This window comes from Edaphosphingomonas haloaromaticamans (assembly GCF_001853345.1).
Taxonomy (GTDB): Bacteria; Pseudomonadota; Alphaproteobacteria; order Sphingomonadales; family Sphingomonadaceae; genus Sphingomonas_E; species Sphingomonas_E fennica.
Map to the genome: position 1 here is coordinate 2,483,946 of NZ_MIPT01000001.1, position 14,509 is coordinate 2,498,454.

16 protein-coding genes are annotated in these 14,509 nt (G+C 66.6%); 7 read left to right on the forward strand and 9 right to left on the reverse strand.

Annotation, left to right across the window (positions count from 1 at the left end):
• Positions 1–52 precede the first annotated feature (52 nt).
• On the reverse strand, positions 53–289 hold the full coding sequence (locus BHE75_RS11465; RefSeq protein WP_015456962.1) for a hypothetical protein: 237 nt from the start codon (positions 287–289) through the stop codon (positions 53–55).
• A 162-nt stretch (positions 290–451) separates the two neighbouring features.
• Positions 452–979 carry a hypothetical protein gene (locus tag BHE75_RS11470; protein ID WP_015456963.1) on the reverse strand — a complete coding sequence of 176 codons (528 nt, stop codon included), beginning with the start codon at positions 977–979 and terminating at the stop codon, positions 452–454.
• Between the two features lie 152 nt (positions 980–1,131).
• On the opposite strand from BHE75_RS11470, the gene BHE75_RS11475 reads away from it, so the two are divergent.
• On the forward strand, positions 1,132–2,058 hold the full coding sequence (locus tag BHE75_RS11475; RefSeq protein WP_070933945.1) for a cation diffusion facilitator family transporter: 927 nt from the start codon (positions 1,132–1,134) through the stop codon (positions 2,056–2,058).
• Between the two features lie 111 nt (positions 2,059–2,169).
• Here BHE75_RS11475 and BHE75_RS11480 read toward each other — a convergent pair whose 3' ends face one another.
• Positions 2,170–2,409, reverse strand: a complete 240-nt coding sequence (locus BHE75_RS11480; RefSeq protein WP_015456965.1) for a hypothetical protein — start codon at positions 2,407–2,409, stop codon at positions 2,170–2,172.
• A 154-nt stretch (positions 2,410–2,563) separates the two neighbouring features.
• Positions 2,564–3,937, reverse strand: coding sequence for a M28 family peptidase (locus BHE75_RS11485; protein ID WP_015456966.1), 1,374 nt, complete (start codon positions 3,935–3,937; stop codon positions 2,564–2,566).
• A 375-nt stretch (positions 3,938–4,312) separates the two neighbouring features.
• Here BHE75_RS11485 and ettA point away from each other — a divergent pair, with 375 nt between their 5' ends.
• Entirely contained in the window at positions 4,313–5,992 is a 1,680-nt protein-coding gene (gene ettA, locus BHE75_RS11490) for an energy-dependent translational throttle protein EttA (protein WP_015456967.1), read from the forward strand.
• A gap of 91 nt (positions 5,993–6,083) precedes the next feature.
• On the opposite strand, the gene BHE75_RS11495 is transcribed toward ettA, so the two are convergent.
• The gene (locus BHE75_RS11495; RefSeq protein WP_070933946.1) at positions 6,084–6,482 is read right to left on the reverse strand and encodes a hypothetical protein; all 399 of its coding nucleotides are present in this window, start codon (positions 6,480–6,482) and stop codon (positions 6,084–6,086) included.
• Between the two features lie 79 nt (positions 6,483–6,561).
• Positions 6,562–7,197, reverse strand: a complete 636-nt coding sequence (locus tag BHE75_RS11500; RefSeq protein WP_070933947.1) for a carbonic anhydrase — start codon at positions 7,195–7,197, stop codon at positions 6,562–6,564.
• A 66-nt stretch (positions 7,198–7,263) separates the two neighbouring features.
• Here BHE75_RS11500 and lipA point away from each other — a divergent pair, with 66 nt between their 5' ends.
• Both lipA and BHE75_RS11510 read left to right on the forward strand, forming a co-directional pair.
• Positions 7,264–8,184 carry a lipoyl synthase gene (lipA, locus tag BHE75_RS11505; protein WP_015456970.1) on the forward strand — a complete coding sequence of 307 codons (921 nt, stop codon included), beginning with the start codon at positions 7,264–7,266 and terminating at the stop codon, positions 8,182–8,184.
• Entirely contained in the window at positions 8,171–8,647 is a 477-nt protein-coding gene (locus BHE75_RS11510) for a type II toxin-antitoxin system RatA family toxin (protein ID WP_015456971.1), read from the forward strand. Before lipA ends, BHE75_RS11510 begins: the two co-directional genes overlap by 14 nt.
• Here BHE75_RS11510 and BHE75_RS11515 read toward each other — a convergent pair.
• Genes BHE75_RS11515 through BHE75_RS11525 form a run of 3 tightly spaced genes read right to left on the reverse strand, consistent with a single transcriptional unit; the run spans position 8,593 to position 10,854 of the window.
• Entirely contained in the window at positions 8,593–9,111 is a 519-nt protein-coding gene (locus BHE75_RS11515; RefSeq protein ID WP_015456972.1) for a CinA family protein, read from the reverse strand. The genes BHE75_RS11510 and BHE75_RS11515 overlap by 55 nt on opposite strands.
• A gap of 1 nt (position 9,112) precedes the next feature.
• On the reverse strand, positions 9,113–9,682 hold the full coding sequence (locus tag BHE75_RS11520; protein WP_070933948.1) for a hypothetical protein: 570 nt from the start codon (positions 9,680–9,682) through the stop codon (positions 9,113–9,115).
• Complete coding sequence (locus tag BHE75_RS11525; protein ID WP_070933949.1) at positions 9,679–10,854, reverse strand: bifunctional 2-C-methyl-D-erythritol 4-phosphate cytidylyltransferase/2-C-methyl-D-erythritol 2,4-cyclodiphosphate synthase; 1,176 nt, start codon at positions 10,852–10,854, stop codon at positions 9,679–9,681. Before BHE75_RS11525 ends, BHE75_RS11520 begins: the two co-directional genes overlap by 4 nt.
• Positions 10,855–10,938: 84 nt before the next feature.
• Between BHE75_RS11525 and dusB the strand changes: the two genes are divergently transcribed.
• Genes dusB through ntrC form a run of 3 tightly spaced genes read left to right on the forward strand, consistent with a single transcriptional unit; the run spans position 10,939 to position 14,488 of the window.
• Positions 10,939–11,937, forward strand: a complete 999-nt coding sequence (gene dusB, locus BHE75_RS11530; RefSeq protein WP_070933950.1) for a tRNA dihydrouridine synthase DusB — start codon at positions 10,939–10,941, stop codon at positions 11,935–11,937.
• The gene (locus BHE75_RS11535) at positions 11,913–13,037 is read left to right on the forward strand and encodes a two-component system sensor histidine kinase NtrB (protein WP_015456976.1); all 1,125 of its coding nucleotides are present in this window, start codon (positions 11,913–11,915) and stop codon (positions 13,035–13,037) included. The genes dusB and BHE75_RS11535 overlap by 25 nt, the downstream gene beginning before the upstream one ends.
• Complete coding sequence (ntrC, locus tag BHE75_RS11540) at positions 13,034–14,488, forward strand: nitrogen regulation protein NR(I) (RefSeq protein ID WP_015456977.1); 1,455 nt, start codon at positions 13,034–13,036, stop codon at positions 14,486–14,488. Before BHE75_RS11535 ends, ntrC begins: the two co-directional genes overlap by 4 nt.
• Positions 14,489–14,509 lie beyond the last annotated feature (21 nt).

Below are 14,509 nucleotides of genomic sequence, written 5' to 3' on the forward strand. Positions count from 1 at the left end.
GACCGGGGGACCATCGCCATGGGCGACGGCCCCCCGGTCACGAGTTCCGTCCTTACTTCTTCTTGGCCGCCGTTTTCTTCGCCTTGCCATGCGTGGCCTTGTGGTGCCGGGCCTCCGAAGGGTTCATGCACTTGTCCCGCACGGTTCGGGAACATAGCGGCACATTGGCGTCCGCCGTGGCGGCCGGTGCGGCGGCATCCGCCGGGGGAGCATCCGTGGTCTGCGGGGCCGCATAGGCCGCCCCGGCGCCGAATAGAGACAAGGTCGCGACAAACAGAAGCGTCTTCATGATGTCATCCCTTCTCGATCGAAATGAATGAACCGGTGCCTCGCACCCATGGCTTCTAGCGTTTCATTTCCATCACGACGGCGGATCACAGCCGAGTCGTGCGGCAGTCGAACGCCTTAGCTGGCGGAAATATCCATCATCCTTTTCGCGACCTTGCTGCGATCAGGGGAGGGCCGGCTTGCAGTTGCGCGCCGTATAGAGGCCGCGAAGGAAACCGCGCCGCGCCAGCCCGGCATCGACCGCGACCGCATAGCGCCGCTCGGCCGGCGCCGCCCCCGATATCTCCCGCACCAGGCCCCGGAAGGGGATGAAGGCGTTCACCACCGTCTTGCCGCCCGCTTCGGCCAGCTTGCCGGCCTTGTTCTCGCGCTTGGGCTCGCCGCCCTTGAAATCGGGGCCGAGATGCTCGGTAAGCGCGCCGATCGCGGTGGATATCTGCTTGCAGGTCTTGAGGCCGCCCATCGCATAAGGGGCCAGCACCGCATCGGCGAGCGCGGGCGGAATATCCTTCTTGTCCACGCCCACGTCGCGCACCGGCTGGGTGGCGATCTGCCCGGCCTTCTTGGCGGTTTCCTCCACATCGTTGCCGCCATCCTGCTGGGCCGGCCGCGCATCGGCCTGCCAGGCGGATGCCAGGGCGGCCAGAAGGATCGGATAGCCGACAGGCCTGACGATATCTGCGATCTTCATTCCAAGCTCCTCGCCGCGCCGATCGGGCTGATACTATCCGACATCAAAATGTCGGCAATAGGGCCGGGGTTCCACCCGCCGGGGAACATGCGGCCCGCCGCGAGGGTTGGGCTTTCCGGGAACGGACCGACAGGCAGCGATCGGGTGGGCGGATGGCGAGCGGCGGCAAAAAGGTCATCTACGCGGCTCTTGCCGGCAATCTCGGCATCGCGATCGCCAAATTCATCGCCGCCACCTTTACCGGCAGCTCCTCCATGCTGACGGAAGGCGTGCATTCGCTGGTCGATACCGGCAACCAGTGGCTGCTGCTCTACGGGATCAGGCAATCGAAGCGCGAGCCCGATATCATCCACCCCTTCGGCTATGGGCGGGAGCTTTACTTCTGGAGCTTCATCGTCGCGCTGCTGATCTTCGCGGGCGGCGCGGGGGTATCGATCTATGAAGGGCTGATCCACATCCGCCGGCCGGAAACCATGTCCTCCCCGGTGATCAACTATATCGTGCTGGCGATCGCGTTCGTCTTCGAAGCGTCGTCCTGGACGGTCGCGATGCGCGAATTTTCCCGGACCAAGGGCGGCGACGGCTGGTGGGCGGCGATCCGCCGCAGCAAGGACCCTTCCACCTTCGCGGTCCTGTTCGAGGACAGCGCGGCGATGATCGGCATCGTGATCGCCGCCATCTTCATCACGCTTGCCCTGGTGACGGGCGATCCCCGGCTGGACGGCGTCGGATCGATCCTGATCGGCGGGGTGCTGGCGGTGGTGGCGCTGCTCCTGGCGCGCGAGAGCAAGGGGCTGCTGATCGGCGAGCGGGCAAGCCCGGCGCTCAGCGGATCGATCGCCGCCCTGGCCAAGGCCCAGCCCGGCGTCTGCGCGGTCAATGAGGTGCTGACGCTGCACATGGCGCCCGATCAGGTGACGGCCGCGATCAGCCTCGATTTCGACGACGACCTCACCACGCGGGAGATCGAGCGCGCCGTGGCGGAGATCGAGGCGCGAACCGCCGCCGCGCATCCCGAAGTCACCCACGTCTTCATCCGGCCGCAAGCCCGCCGGGAAAGCGGATCGCCCGCCAGCTGAAGGGAGAGGGAGGCAACGGCGCCGGAGGCCGGCCGCCGAATGCAAAACGGGCGCCCCCGGAAGGAGGCGCCCGCTCTTGCCACACGCCCAGCGAACCGGGCGCGGCGCGAATTACATCGCGTTCGTGGCGTTCTCGACAACAGCCGAAGCGTTGTCGGCAGCGTTCTCGACAGCCGCCGCAGCGTTGTCGCTGGTGTTCTCGATCGCCGCGGTCGCGTTGTCGGCGGTCGCCTCGATGGCTTCGACAGCGTTATCCGCGACATTCTCGACCGCCGTTTCAGTCGGCGACTTGTTGCACGCGGCCAGGGCAATCAGGCCGGTGGCAGCGAGAACAAAGCTAAGCTTCTTCATTCGAGCAGCTCCCATAGTTCTTTATCAGAGGCCGGCCCGAACGCCGTCCCGGCGGCCCCCATAGCGTCGCCCCCGTCGTCGTCAACGCCAAATTCAGCGAGGGTCGCGTGTTTTCTGCCGTCTTGCGCCGCATCGCACAAGTCATTTTGATGATTTACTCTCCTTCGGTGGGCGCCACCGGCCCCAGTTCCGTGGGGTCATTCGCCACCGTCGCGATCATCGCGGTCCATGCCGCCACGTTCTGCGAAAGCTGGATTCGGTCGATCTTGTCGAGCGTATCGTCGGGCGTGTGGTGCAGGTCGAAATAGCGGCTGCCGTCCTGGCTCAGCGAGATCACGGGCACGCCCGTGGCCGCCAGCGGGGCGATATCCGATCCGCCGCGCGCCGTGTTGCTTCCCTTGGCCACGCCGATCGGCTCCAGCGCCTGCGCCAGCCTGGCGACCACGGGCATGGCCGCCTGGTTCACATAGGTCTGGAAGCGGTAGATGCGATCGGCGCCGAAATCGGATTCGGCCAGAACCGCATGCTTTTCATTGATATGCGCGTTCCGATAGGCGGTCCCGCCCAGCAGCCCGACCTCCTCGGCGCCGAACCATACCACCCGAATCGTCCGCAGCGGCGTGCCGGCATCCATCACGCGCTTGGCGGCGGCGGTCACGATGCCGCAGCCGGAGGCGTCGTCGATGGCGCCGGTGCCTAGATCCCAGCTATCGAGATGGCATCCGACCAGCACGATCCCGGCCTTGGGATCGCGGCCGGGCACTTCGGCCATCACATTGCCGGATTCGCGCGGGCCGATATTCTTCGGGGTCAGCACCAGTTTCATCGTCACCGGCTTGCCGCGCGCAAGGATGCGCTTGAGCTGTTCGGCATCGGGCAGCGTGAGGGCGGCGGCCGGGATCGGCTTGACGCCATCCGTCCAGCTCTGGACGCCGGTATGCGGATTGCGGTGGAAATCGGTGCCGATCGACCGGATGATGATCGCGGCCGCCCCCTTCCTGCTGGCGATCGAGGGGCCCTTGCGCCGGGTGACGCCGAACGCGCCATAGCTCGATCCGTCCTGCGTCGCGCCCATGGCGTGATCGACGAACACGATCTTGCCGCGGACCTGGGCCTCCGGCGCGGCTTCGAGCGCGGCGAGGGTAGGGAAGGCCGCGATTTCGGCGGTGATGCCGCCGGCGGGCGTGGCGCCGCTATTGCCCAGCGCGGCCAGCACCAGCTTCTGGGGGAAGGGGGAGACGATCTCCGCGCTTTCCTCGCCGCGCACCCAGACCGGCATCTGGAACGGCTCGATCCGCGGATTGCTGAAGCCCAGGGCGTTGAGACGGACGACCGCCCAATTCCGCGCGCGCGCTTCCGCCTCGGTGCCGGCAAGCCGCTGGCCGACCTCGGTGGTAAGGCCCTCGGTGATCGACCAGGCGATATCGTCCTTGAGGGCGGCGTCGCGGAGGGCCGCGACATCCATGGTCTGCGCAAGGGCTGGGGTGGCAAGGAAGGTTGCGGCAAGGATCGCTGCTGGCAGGCGCATGAAGGTGGATGCTCCCCTGGAGATGCTGATCCTGCCCAAGTGGCGGAACATCCGCCGCAAAACAATAGGGGCCTCGGCTCGCCCCCCGATGCCGAGGCCCCTACCGGGCCTTGCTGCGATCCTGCGTGAAGCAGCCGCGCCATGCCTTCGCGTCCCCAAAGGACCGGCCAACCGGAAAGCAACTCTCATGCCACTGGCTCTGCGGCTTGATACCGGCCACCCCGCCTCCCATATGCTGTAAAATATCCCGACATGCCGAGGGATTGCCCCAAGGGTGACGCCGGGCTGTCGCACCGGTTTGCCAAGTGCCCGGCGCTGGGCTAGGTGCGGCGGGATTTTTTCAGCCTCGACCGTTTTTTCCGGAGATCACAGCCGATGGCCGTGCAGTACAGCTACGTCATGAAGGGTCTCACCAAGACCTTCCCCGGCGCGAACAAGCCGATTTTCAATAATATCCACCTGCAGTTCCTCCCCGGCACGAAGATCGCGATCATCGGCGTCAACGGCGCCGGCAAATCGACGCTGATGAAGGTGATGGCCGGCATCGACACCGATTTCTCGGGCGAGGCCTGGGCGGCCGAAGGCATCCGCGTCGGCTATCTGCCGCAGGAGCCGCAGCTCGATCCGGCCAAGACGGTCAAGGAAAACGTCATGGACGGCGTGCGCCCCGTCGCCGACATGATCGACCGGTTCAACGAAATCTCGAACCTGATGGGCGATCCGCCCGAGGATGCCGATTTCGATGCCCTGCTCGCCGAGATGGGCGAGTTGCAGGAGAAGATCGACGCGGTGGACGGCTGGACGCTCGACAACCAGCTCGAAATCGCGATGGAAGCGCTGCGCTGCCCACCGGGCGACTGGGCGGTGGACAGCCTTTCCGGTGGTGAGAAGCGCCGCATCGCGCTTTGCCGCCTGCTGCTCGAAAAGCCCGATATCCTGCTGCTCGACGAACCGACCAACCACCTGGACGCGGAAAGCGTGCAGTGGCTGGAACAGCATCTGATCGAATATCCGGGCAACGTCATCCTCGTCACCCACGATCGCTACTTCCTCGACAATGTCGTGGGCTGGGTGCTGGAGCTCGATCGCGGCCGTGGCCTCCCGTTCGAGGGCAATTATTCCGCCTGGCTGGAAGCCAAGGCCAAGCGGATGGAGCAGGAAGAGCGCGAGGAAGCCGGCCGCCAGAAGGCGATCAAGGAAGAGCTGGAGTGGATCCGGCAGACGCCCAAGGCGCGCCAGTCCAAGTCCAAGGCCCGTATCCGCGCGTTCGACGAGCTCGTCGAGAAGCAGAATGCCCGCGCGCCGGGCAAGGCCCAGATCGTCATCCAGACGCCGGAGCGCCTCGGCGGCAAGGTGATCGAGGCGAAGAACCTCACCAAGGCCTATGGCGACAAGCTGCTGTTCGAGGATCTCAGCTTCACGCTGCCGCCGGGCGGCATCGTCGGCGTGATCGGCCCGAACGGCGCCGGCAAGTCCACCCTGTTCCGCCTCATCACCGGCCAGGAAAAGCCCGATTCGGGCGAGATCGACGTCGGCCCCACCGTGAAGCTCGGCTATGTCGACCAGTCACGCGACGCGCTCGACGCCAACAAGAATGTCTGGGAGGAAGTGTCCGGCGGGCATGACCTGATGACGGTCGGCAAGTTCGAGATGTCGACGCGCGCCTATGTCGGCGCCTTCAACTTCAAGGGGCCGGACCAGCAAAAGAAGGTCGGCCAGCTTTCGGGCGGTGAGCGCAACCGCGTCCACATGGCCAAGATGCTGAAGCAGGGCGGCAACGTGCTGCTGCTCGACGAACCGACCAACGACCTCGACGTCGAGACGCTGCGCGCGCTGGAAGAGGCGCTGGAGAATTTCGCCGGCTGCGCCGTGGTCATCAGCCACGATCGCTTCTTCCTCGATCGCCTGGCGACCCATATCCTGGCGTTCGAGGGCGACAGCCACGTCGAATGGTTCGAAGGCAATTTCGAAGCCTATGAGGAGGATAAACGCCGCCGCCTGGGCGACGCCGCCGATCGTCCGACCCGGCTCGCCTACAAGAAGCTGACGCGCTGAAGAACGGCAGGCGCGGCTCGGACGATTCGGCCAAAGGGGCCGGAACGGACGGCCGCGCCATCCCTCCTCGACGGGCGGGACCGAGAAATCCTCAATAGAAATCGGAGGGATTCGGCGTCGGCTTCTTGCAGGCCTTCAGCACGCCGTGATCGCAATCCCGCTTCTGCTCGCGCCAGGCCGCCATGGCATCGGCATAGGCGCGCTGCTGCCGGGCGAAGCGGGCCTCGTCCTGCGCCACGGCCTGCGCATGAGCCTGCACCGACGTGCGATAGGCGGCCATGTCCGCCTCATATTGCGCCTGGACGGCCTCGGAAGCCGCCTGCTGGGCCGAGGCTTGGCTGTCCTCCCGGGCATTGAGCCCGCGCGTTACCGGCACCTCCTGCGCATCGGCGGCTTTTTCCGCGGCGGTTTGCGGGGCAGGGGCGGTCTGCGCGACGGCGGCACCGCCCGCGAACGCCAGCAGGGCGGCGATGGGAATCCTCAAATGCATCCTCGTTCCTCCTTCCCCTGTCGAAAGGAAGGAACGTCGCGGTCGCCGATCCCGTTCCGGGTGAGAGCCCGGCCGGATGTCAGGCCGGGTGGAACTCGCCGCTGTCGGGGTCCATCACATGGAGCACGCCGTCCGCGATGGCGAAATAGGCACCGTGCAGCCGCAGCCGCCCCTCGCGCTCGCGTTCCACGATGCAGGGGAAGGTGCGCAGATTGTCGAGGCTGACCTTCACGGCGGCCTCTTCCATCGCCCGGTGCGCCGCCGGTCCGTCGGTGCCGTGCACGGCCACTACCGCATCCCGCGCCGGGCGCAGCATATCGATCCAGTCGGCGATGAAGCCGCCCTCGCCGGGGCGCATATCCTTGAATTTCTGGCTCAGCGATGCCGAGCAGCCGCCGCAGGCGCCGTGGCCCATCACCACGATCTCCGACACCTCGAGCTGGGTGACGGCGAATTCCAGCGCCGCCGACACGCCATGATGGCCGCCGCCCGTTTCCATGGGCGGCACCAGATTGGCGACATTGCGGACGACGAACATCTCGCCCGGCGAGGTATCGAAGATTCGAGTCGGATCGACGCGGCTGTCGGAGCAGGCGATCACCAGCACCTTGGGGCTCTGCCCTTCGGCCAGTTCCGCCCAGCGGGCGCGCTCGCGGGACCATTCGCCGGCCTTGAAGCGGCGATAGCCTTCGATCATGTTCTGGAAGTCGCTCATGCCCGTGCCGTAGCGGCAGGATGTCGGGGCTGGCAAGTCGCGCTTCGCATCGCTATCTGGCCAATCATGACCGAGCCGCTCGCTTCCCCCGCCTCGCCCCGCACCCGCAAGCCGGACTGGATCCGCGTCCGCGCGCCGATCGGCGAGGCTTTCTCCCAGACCCGCCAGCTCATGCGGCGGCTGAACCTCGCCACCGTGTGCGAGGAGGCGGCCTGCCCCAATATCGGCGAATGCTGGACGAAGAAGCATGCGACGGTGATGATCCTGGGCGATACCTGCACCCGGGCCTGCGCCTTCTGCAACGTGAAGACGGGCATGCCCCGCGCGGTCGACCCGCTGGAGCCGCAGCACGTGGCGGACGCGGCGGCCGAGCTTGGGCTCGAACATATCGTCATCACCTCGGTGGACCGCGACGACCTGCCGGACGGCGGCGCATCGCAGTTCGTGAAGGTGATCGAGGCGCTTCGCCGCACCACGCCGTCCACGACGATCGAAATCCTGACGCCGGATTTCCGCAACAAGGCGGATGCCGCGCTCGAATCGATCATCGCCGCGCGGCCGGACGTCTATAACCACAATCTCGAAACCGTCCCCAGGCTCTATCCGACGATCCGCCCCGGCGCGCGTTATTATGCGTCGCTGCGCCTGCTGGAGACGGTAAAGCGGCTCGACCCGTCGATCTTCACCAAGTCCGGCGTGATGGTCGGCCTGGGGGAGGAGCGGATGGAAATCCATCAGGTGATGGACGACATGCGTTCCGCCAACATCGATTTCCTCACCATCGGCCAGTATCTGCAGCCCACGCCACGCCACGCCAAGGTGGCCGAATTCGTGACGCCGCAGACTTTCTCGGCCTATGCGGCGATCGCGCGGGCCAAGGGCTTCCTGCTGGTCGCCTCCAGCCCGCTCACCCGGTCGAGCTACCATGCCGGGGACGATTTCGCGAAGCTCCGCGCCGCCCGCGAGGCCCAGCTTGCCAAAGCATAGCGAAACCCGGCACCTGCCTTATTCGCCCGAGCAGCTTTTCGAGCTGGTGGCCGATGTGCCGCGCTATCAGGAATTCCTGCCCTGGGTGGCCGCCGTCCGCGTCCGTTCGGACAGCGAAGCGGAAATGGTCGCGGACCTCGTGGTCGGCTTCAAGGGCCTGCGGGAGAATTTCACCTCGCTGGTCCACAAGAAGCGGCCCGAATCGATCCGCGTCGAATATGTCGATGGCCCGCTGAAATATCTGCACAACGACTGGACGTTCCGGCCGGACGGGCAGGGCGGCACGATGCTGGATTTCTCGGTGGATTTCGCCTTCCGCTCGGCGATCTTCGAGATGCTGGCCGGCCAGGTCTTCGATCGCGCGCTGCGCAAGATGATCGGCGCGTTCGAACAGCGCGCCGCAGAGCTTTACGGCACCGACGCATCCGGCATCAGCAGGTCGAGCGCGACCAGCGCCGCCTGAAGGCGGATGCCGCCCCGGCCCAGATCGCCGAACTCATGCGCATCGGCGGTCACGTCATTGGCGTCGCCGCCCTTTTCGGCGCGGGCGAAAACCACGGTCCCCACCGGTTTCTTCTCGCTGCCGCCATCGGGGCCGGCAATGCCGGTGATGGCGACGGCGACGTCGGCTTCCGCCCGTTCCAGCGCGCCGCGCGCCATGCCCCAGGCCACCGCGATCGAAACCGCGCCGAACGTCTCCAGCACGTCCAGGCTCACGCCCAGCATCCGGATCTTCGCCTCGTTCGAATAGGTCACGTAGCCGGCCAGGAACACGTCGGACGATCCGGGTATCTCGGTCAGCGCGGCGGAAACGAGGCCGCCCGTGCAGCTTTCGGCCACCGCGATCGTCTTGCCGGCCGCGCGGTTGGCATCGATCACGCGGCGCGCGGCGTCCACCAGCTCGCGGGGCAGGGTGGTGTCCACCATGTCAGCGGTCTCCCTTGGCGGCCGGGCAGATGGCGAAGGGGCTTTCCCCCGGCGCGCTGTCCTTCGATCCCAATATCATCAGCATCGCCGTCAGCCGGCCGAGATTCTCGGCGGGCAGGGGGCTCAGCAATTCGACCGCTTCGTTCACGTCGCCACAATCCTTGGGTTTGATCGTCTCGGCTATGGCGACGCCCACGATGCTCGTCACCATCGCCTTTTCCGTCGTATCGCCCAGCCCGGCCATATCCTGCCCCATCAGTGAGGTCATCGCGGTGCGCGCGACCGGCCAATGCCGCTCGCTTTCCGCGCGATAACGCTCTGCGAGCGCCGGGCCGGACTGGCGCAGAAAGGCATTCGGCGCCAGCGTGCCCGAGCATCTGTTGCCCATGCCCTCCAGTACGGAAGGCAGGGCGTAGGTCATCAGCGCCTCCAGCTGCGGGCGCGTGATGCAGGATGCCGGATCGTTCTGCTTCGCCATGGTCGCGGCTGCCGCCGGAGAGGCAAGCGTCGCCAGCAGGCATAGCAGGGATGGGATGGTGCGCACGTCGATAGCCTTCCGGTTCGGATTCATCGATCTTCCGGCACGCGCACCGTCACGATCGCCTGCGCGGCTATGCCTTCGCCCCGGCCGGTGAAGCCCAGCCGTTCGGTGGTGGTGGCCTTGATGCTAACCCCGCGTTCGGGCAGCCGCAACAGCGCGGCGACACGGGCGCGCATGGCATCCCGATGCGGGCCGATCTTCGGCGCCTCGCAGATGATCGTCAGGTCGACATGGTCGATCACGCCGCCCGCGGCCTCGATCAGCCCCCGCGCATGCTCGACGAAGCGGTCCGATGAGGCCCCGCGCCATTGCGGATCGGACGGCGGGAAATGGCTGCCGATATCGCCGTCGCCGATCGCGCCCAGCATCGCATCGGTGATCGCATGCAGGGCCACGTCCGCATCGCTGTGGCCGGCCAGCCCCCGGCTGTGGGGAATGGAGATCCCCGCAAGCCACAGGTCGGTATCGTCCGCAAAGGCATGGACGTCGAAGCCCATGCCCACGCGCGTCACCATGCGCGCGCCCAGCCTTTGCTCCGCCGTCATGACGTCCTCCTGGAAGGTGATCTTCTCCAGCGCCGGATCGCCCGCCACGATCGCCACGGCATGGCCGGCAGCGCGCAGGATCTGGGCATCGTCGGTCGCCTCCAGCTCCTCCGGCCAGGCGCGGTGGGCCGCCAATATGGTGTCGAAGGCGAAGCTCTGCGGCGTCTGGACACGCACAAGCCCGTCACGCGGGACGACCTCGCCCAATTCCGTGCCGCCGCGCGCCAGCGTGTCGGCGACGGGAATGGCGGGCACCGCGCCCTCCGCCCCGCCGAGGGCCGCGACCAGCCGGTCGATCACCACGGCGGGCAGGAAAGGGCGCGCCGCATCATGGATCATCACCAGCCGGGCTTTCCCGATCGCCTCCAGTCCGCGCATCACCGATTCGCGGCGGGTGGCTCCGCCCGTCACCAACGGAAGGAAGAGGGCCGGCGGCGCTCCGCTCGCCGCCATCGCCTCCGCGCAAAGCGCTTCCTGTCCCGCCCCGATCACCAGCTGGATGCGGTCGATCGCCGGATGCCGGCTGAAAGCCTGGATGGCGTGGGCCAGCATCGGCTTGCCCCCGATCGGCCGATATTGCTTGGGCAGGCCGCCGCCCGCGCGCTCGCCTTTTCCGGCGGCGACGATCAGCGCCACAATGTCGAAGCCTCCGGCCATCGCGGTCCGTTAGCCGACAGCGGCCTTGCCCGCCAGCGCCTTTCCGAGTAGGGCGATTGCCGGTTTTTCAGGCAGATCGACAGAATGTCCCGGCTCGCACCTATCCAGATTGGTGGCGTCACCATCGCCACGCCCGTCATCCTGGCGCCGATGACCGGCGTCAGCGACCTGCCGTTCCGCAAGATGGTGCGGGAATATGGGTCGGGCCTGAACGTTACCGAGATGATCGCCAGCCAGGCCGCGATCCGGGAAACGCGGCAGTCGATCCAGAAGGCGGCGTGGGACCCGATCGAGGAGCCGGTTTCGATGCAGCTCGTCGGCTGCACGCCGGCGGAGATGGCGGAAGCCGCCAAGCTTTCGGAGGATCGCGGCGCCGCGATCATCGACATCAACATGGGCTGCCCGGTCCGCAAGGTGGTGAACGGCGATGCCGGGTCGGCGCTGATGCGCGTGCCGGACCTTGCCGTCGCAATCATCAAGGCGGTGGCCGGTGCCGTATCGGTGCCCGTCACGCTCAAGATGCGGATGGGCTGGGATCATGACAGCCTGAACGCGCCGGAACTGGCCCGCATCGCCGAGGATGTCGGGATCAAGATGGTCACGATCCATGGCCGCACCCGCTGCCAGATGTATCGGGGCTCCGCCGACTGGGCCTTCATCCGCAAGGTGAAGGATGCCGTTTCCATCCCGGTGATCGCCAATGGCGACATCTGCTCGATCGAGGATGCCGATCAGGCGCTCGCCCAGTCCGGCGCGGACGGCGTCATGATCGGGCGCGGGGCCTATGGCCGGCCCTGGCTGCTCCATCAGGTAATGCGCTGGCTGGAAACGGGCGAGCGCGTGCCCGATCCCTCGATCGACGAGCAATATCGCCTTATAACAAGGCATTACGGGCTGATGCTGGAACATTATGGCGAGTTCACCGGCGTGAACATGGCACGCAAGCATATCGGCTGGTATACCAAGGGCCTTCCCGGCTCGGCCGAATTCCGCAACCGCGTGAACCAGGAAGCCAGCGCCGCCACGGTGCTTTCCATGCTCGAGCAATTCTATTCGCCATGGCTCTGCCGGGCAGCGGCCTGATCCGGATCGGGCGATCGGCCGCGGGGATGCCCCGTTTGCCCGATCCCGATTGTCCGGGCCTGGCCGAACAGATCGCAGCGCTCCCCACGCCGATGCTGGTGATCGACGGGGACGGCATCGTCCGCGACGTCAACAATGCCGGGGAGGCGATGCTCAACCTCGGCCGCGGCGCCATCGTCGGCCGCGATATCGCGGGAATGATCGGCCATCCGCTCACCTCCATGGCATCCGACGCGCCGTTCGCGGCCTATGATCTGGAGATCGTCCTTCCCGGCGGCCGGCACCAGCGGGTCGACCTGATGATCGGCCCGATGGCCGATCGCGCGGGATGGCGCGTCGTCACCCTCCACGGCCTGCCGCCGGCTCACCTGCTCGGCCGGCGCGGCGATCGGGATGGCGGTGCGCTTTCCGCCGTCGGCGCGGCGGCGGTGCTGGCGCATGAGATCAAGAATCCGCTGTCGGGGATCCGCGGCGCCGCGCAGCTGCTCGAGGCCTCGGTCGACGATCAGGCCCGCGATCTCACCCGGCTGATCCGCGACGAGGTGGACCGGGTGGCCGCGCTGATCGATCGGATGGAAGGCTTCACCGATACCAGGCGGCTGGAGCTCGGTCCCCAGAATATCCACCTCCTCCTCGGCCATGCCCGCGAGGTGGCGTTGCAGGGTTTCGCCAGCGGCTTCACGATCCGGGAAATCTACGATCCGTCGCTGCCACCCGTGCTGGGCCATCGGGATTCGCTGATCCAGATCCTCATAAATCTTATCAAGAATGCCGTTGAGGCAATGCAGAACAATGGGAATATCGTGACGCTTCATACGGCTTATCGCCACGGTGTATCGGTTCGGCTGCGGGGAGGGGACGTCAAGCGCTCGCTCCCGATCGAAGTCTGCGTGATCGACGAAGGCCCCGGCGCGCCGGTGGAGATCGAGGATCATCTGTTCGAACCGTTCGTCACCGGCAAGCCCACGGGAAGCGGGCTGGGCTTGGCGCTCGTCGCCAAGCTCGTGGCCGACCAGGGCGGCATCATCGAATATGCGCGCGAAGGCACCCCGCCGCGCACCGTCTTCCGCCTTCTGCTGCCGCGCGCGGGGCAGGCATGAGCGTGGGGCGCATTCTCGTCGTCGATGACGATGCCGCCATCCGCACCGTCGTGCGCGAGGCGCTCCGCCGGGACGGGCATGTCGTGGAAACGGCCGCCAGCGTTGCCGAGCAGCGCCGCAAGATGACGGAATTTCAGCCGCAGGTGCTGGTGACGGACGTCATCCTGCCCGACGGCAACGGCCTCGATCTCGTGCCCGAGATGCTGGCGGATCACCCCCGCATGCCGGTGATCGTGCTTTCGGCGCAGAACACGCTGGCTACTGCCGTCCGCGCGACCGAGCAGGGGGCGTTCGAATATCTGCCCAAGCCGTTCGATCTGGGCGAATTGTCCCGCGCGGTGGCCGATGCCCTTACCGCGCGGGGGGCCGGGCTGGATGATCTGGCGGATGCGGGATCGGGCGAGGATCTGCCGCTGATCGGCCGTTCCCCTCCCATGCAGGAGGTCTATCGCACCATCGCGCGGGTCGTGGCCAACGACCTCACCGTGCTGGTGCTTGGGGAATCCGGGACCGGCAAGGAACTGGTCGCGCGCGCCATCCACGACATGGGATCGCGGGCGAACAAGCCCTTCGTCGCGATCAACATGGCCGCGATCCCCCGCGAATTGATCGAAAGCGAGTTGTTCGGCCATGAACGGGGGGCCTTTACGGGCGCGGCGATGCGCACTGCGGGCAGGTTCGAGCAGGCGCAGGGCGGCACGCTGTTCCTGGACGAAATCGGCGACATGCCGTTCGAGGCCCAGACCAGGCTGCTGCGCGTGCTGCAGACCGGGGAGTTCAATCCCGTCGGCAGCGCGCGATCGATCCGCACGGATGTCCGCATCATCGCGGCCACGCACAAGGATCTACAAAAACTGATTGCGGACAATGCGTTCCGAGAGGATCTTTATTATCGCCTCAATGTCGTTCCCGTCCGCCTGCCATCGCTGCGCCAGCGCACCGAGGATATCGGGGAACTGGCCCTGCACTTCCTGGAAAAGGCGGCTGCCGACGGCCTGCCCCGCAAGCGGCTGGAGCGCGCGGCGATCGAGCGGCTTTCCCGCCACAGCTGGCCGGGCAATGTGCGCGAGCTTGAAAACCTGATGCGGCGCCTTGCGGCCCTGAGCCGCGAGGAATGGATCACCGTCTCGATCGTCGACCAGCAATTGAGCGGCGATATGGTGGCATCCGAAGGCGGCGCACCCGCCATCGCTTCGGGCGGCGGGCTGGCGGATGCGGTCGAGCACCATGTCGCACGCTATTTCGCCACGTTCGGACGCGATCTTCCGCCCGACGGCCTGTTCGAGCGGATCCTTGCCGAGGTGGAGCGTCCCTTGCTGAAGCTCACTCTGGCGGCGGTGAAGGGCAACCAGCTCAAGGCCGCCAAACTGCTGGGAATAAACCGCAACACGCTGCGCAAGAAGCTTACGGAGCGCGGCATCGATCCTTCCGACGTGCGGCGCATGGGCTGAATATCCACGATATTCCGCGCT

Coding starts and splice junctions, on each gene's coding strand:
- BHE75_RS11495 (WP_070933946.1), bottom strand. CDS start 6,482: ATGCATTTGAGGATTCCCATCGCCGCCCTGCTGGCGTTCGCGGGCGGT.
- BHE75_RS11515 (WP_015456972.1), bottom strand. CDS start 9,111: ATGGTGGACACCACCCTGCCCCGCGAGCTGGTGGACGCCGCGCGCCGC.
- BHE75_RS11525 (WP_070933949.1), bottom strand. CDS start 10,854: ATGGCCGGAGGCTTCGACATTGTGGCGCTGATCGTCGCCGCCGGAAAA.
- ntrC (WP_015456977.1), top strand. CDS start 13,034: ATGAGCGTGGGGCGCATTCTCGTCGTCGATGACGATGCCGCCATCCGC.
- BHE75_RS11465 (WP_015456962.1), bottom strand. CDS start 289: ATGAAGACGCTTCTGTTTGTCGCGACCTTGTCTCTATTCGGCGCCGGG.
- BHE75_RS11535 (WP_015456976.1), top strand. CDS start 11,913: ATGGCTCTGCCGGGCAGCGGCCTGATCCGGATCGGGCGATCGGCCGCG.
- dusB (WP_070933950.1), top strand. CDS start 10,939: ATGTCCCGGCTCGCACCTATCCAGATTGGTGGCGTCACCATCGCCACG.
- BHE75_RS11480 (WP_015456965.1), bottom strand. CDS start 2,409: ATGAAGAAGCTTAGCTTTGTTCTCGCTGCCACCGGCCTGATTGCCCTG.
- BHE75_RS11470 (WP_015456963.1), bottom strand. CDS start 979: ATGAAGATCGCAGATATCGTCAGGCCTGTCGGCTATCCGATCCTTCTG.
- BHE75_RS11475 (WP_070933945.1), top strand. CDS start 1,132: ATGGCGAGCGGCGGCAAAAAGGTCATCTACGCGGCTCTTGCCGGCAAT.
- BHE75_RS11485 (WP_015456966.1), bottom strand. CDS start 3,937: ATGCGCCTGCCAGCAGCGATCCTTGCCGCAACCTTCCTTGCCACCCCA.
- ettA (WP_015456967.1), top strand. CDS start 4,313: ATGGCCGTGCAGTACAGCTACGTCATGAAGGGTCTCACCAAGACCTTC.
- BHE75_RS11500 (WP_070933947.1), bottom strand. CDS start 7,197: ATGAGCGACTTCCAGAACATGATCGAAGGCTATCGCCGCTTCAAGGCC.
- BHE75_RS11520 (WP_070933948.1), bottom strand. CDS start 9,682: ATGAATCCGAACCGGAAGGCTATCGACGTGCGCACCATCCCATCCCTG.
- lipA (WP_015456970.1), top strand. CDS start 7,264: ATGACCGAGCCGCTCGCTTCCCCCGCCTCGCCCCGCACCCGCAAGCCG.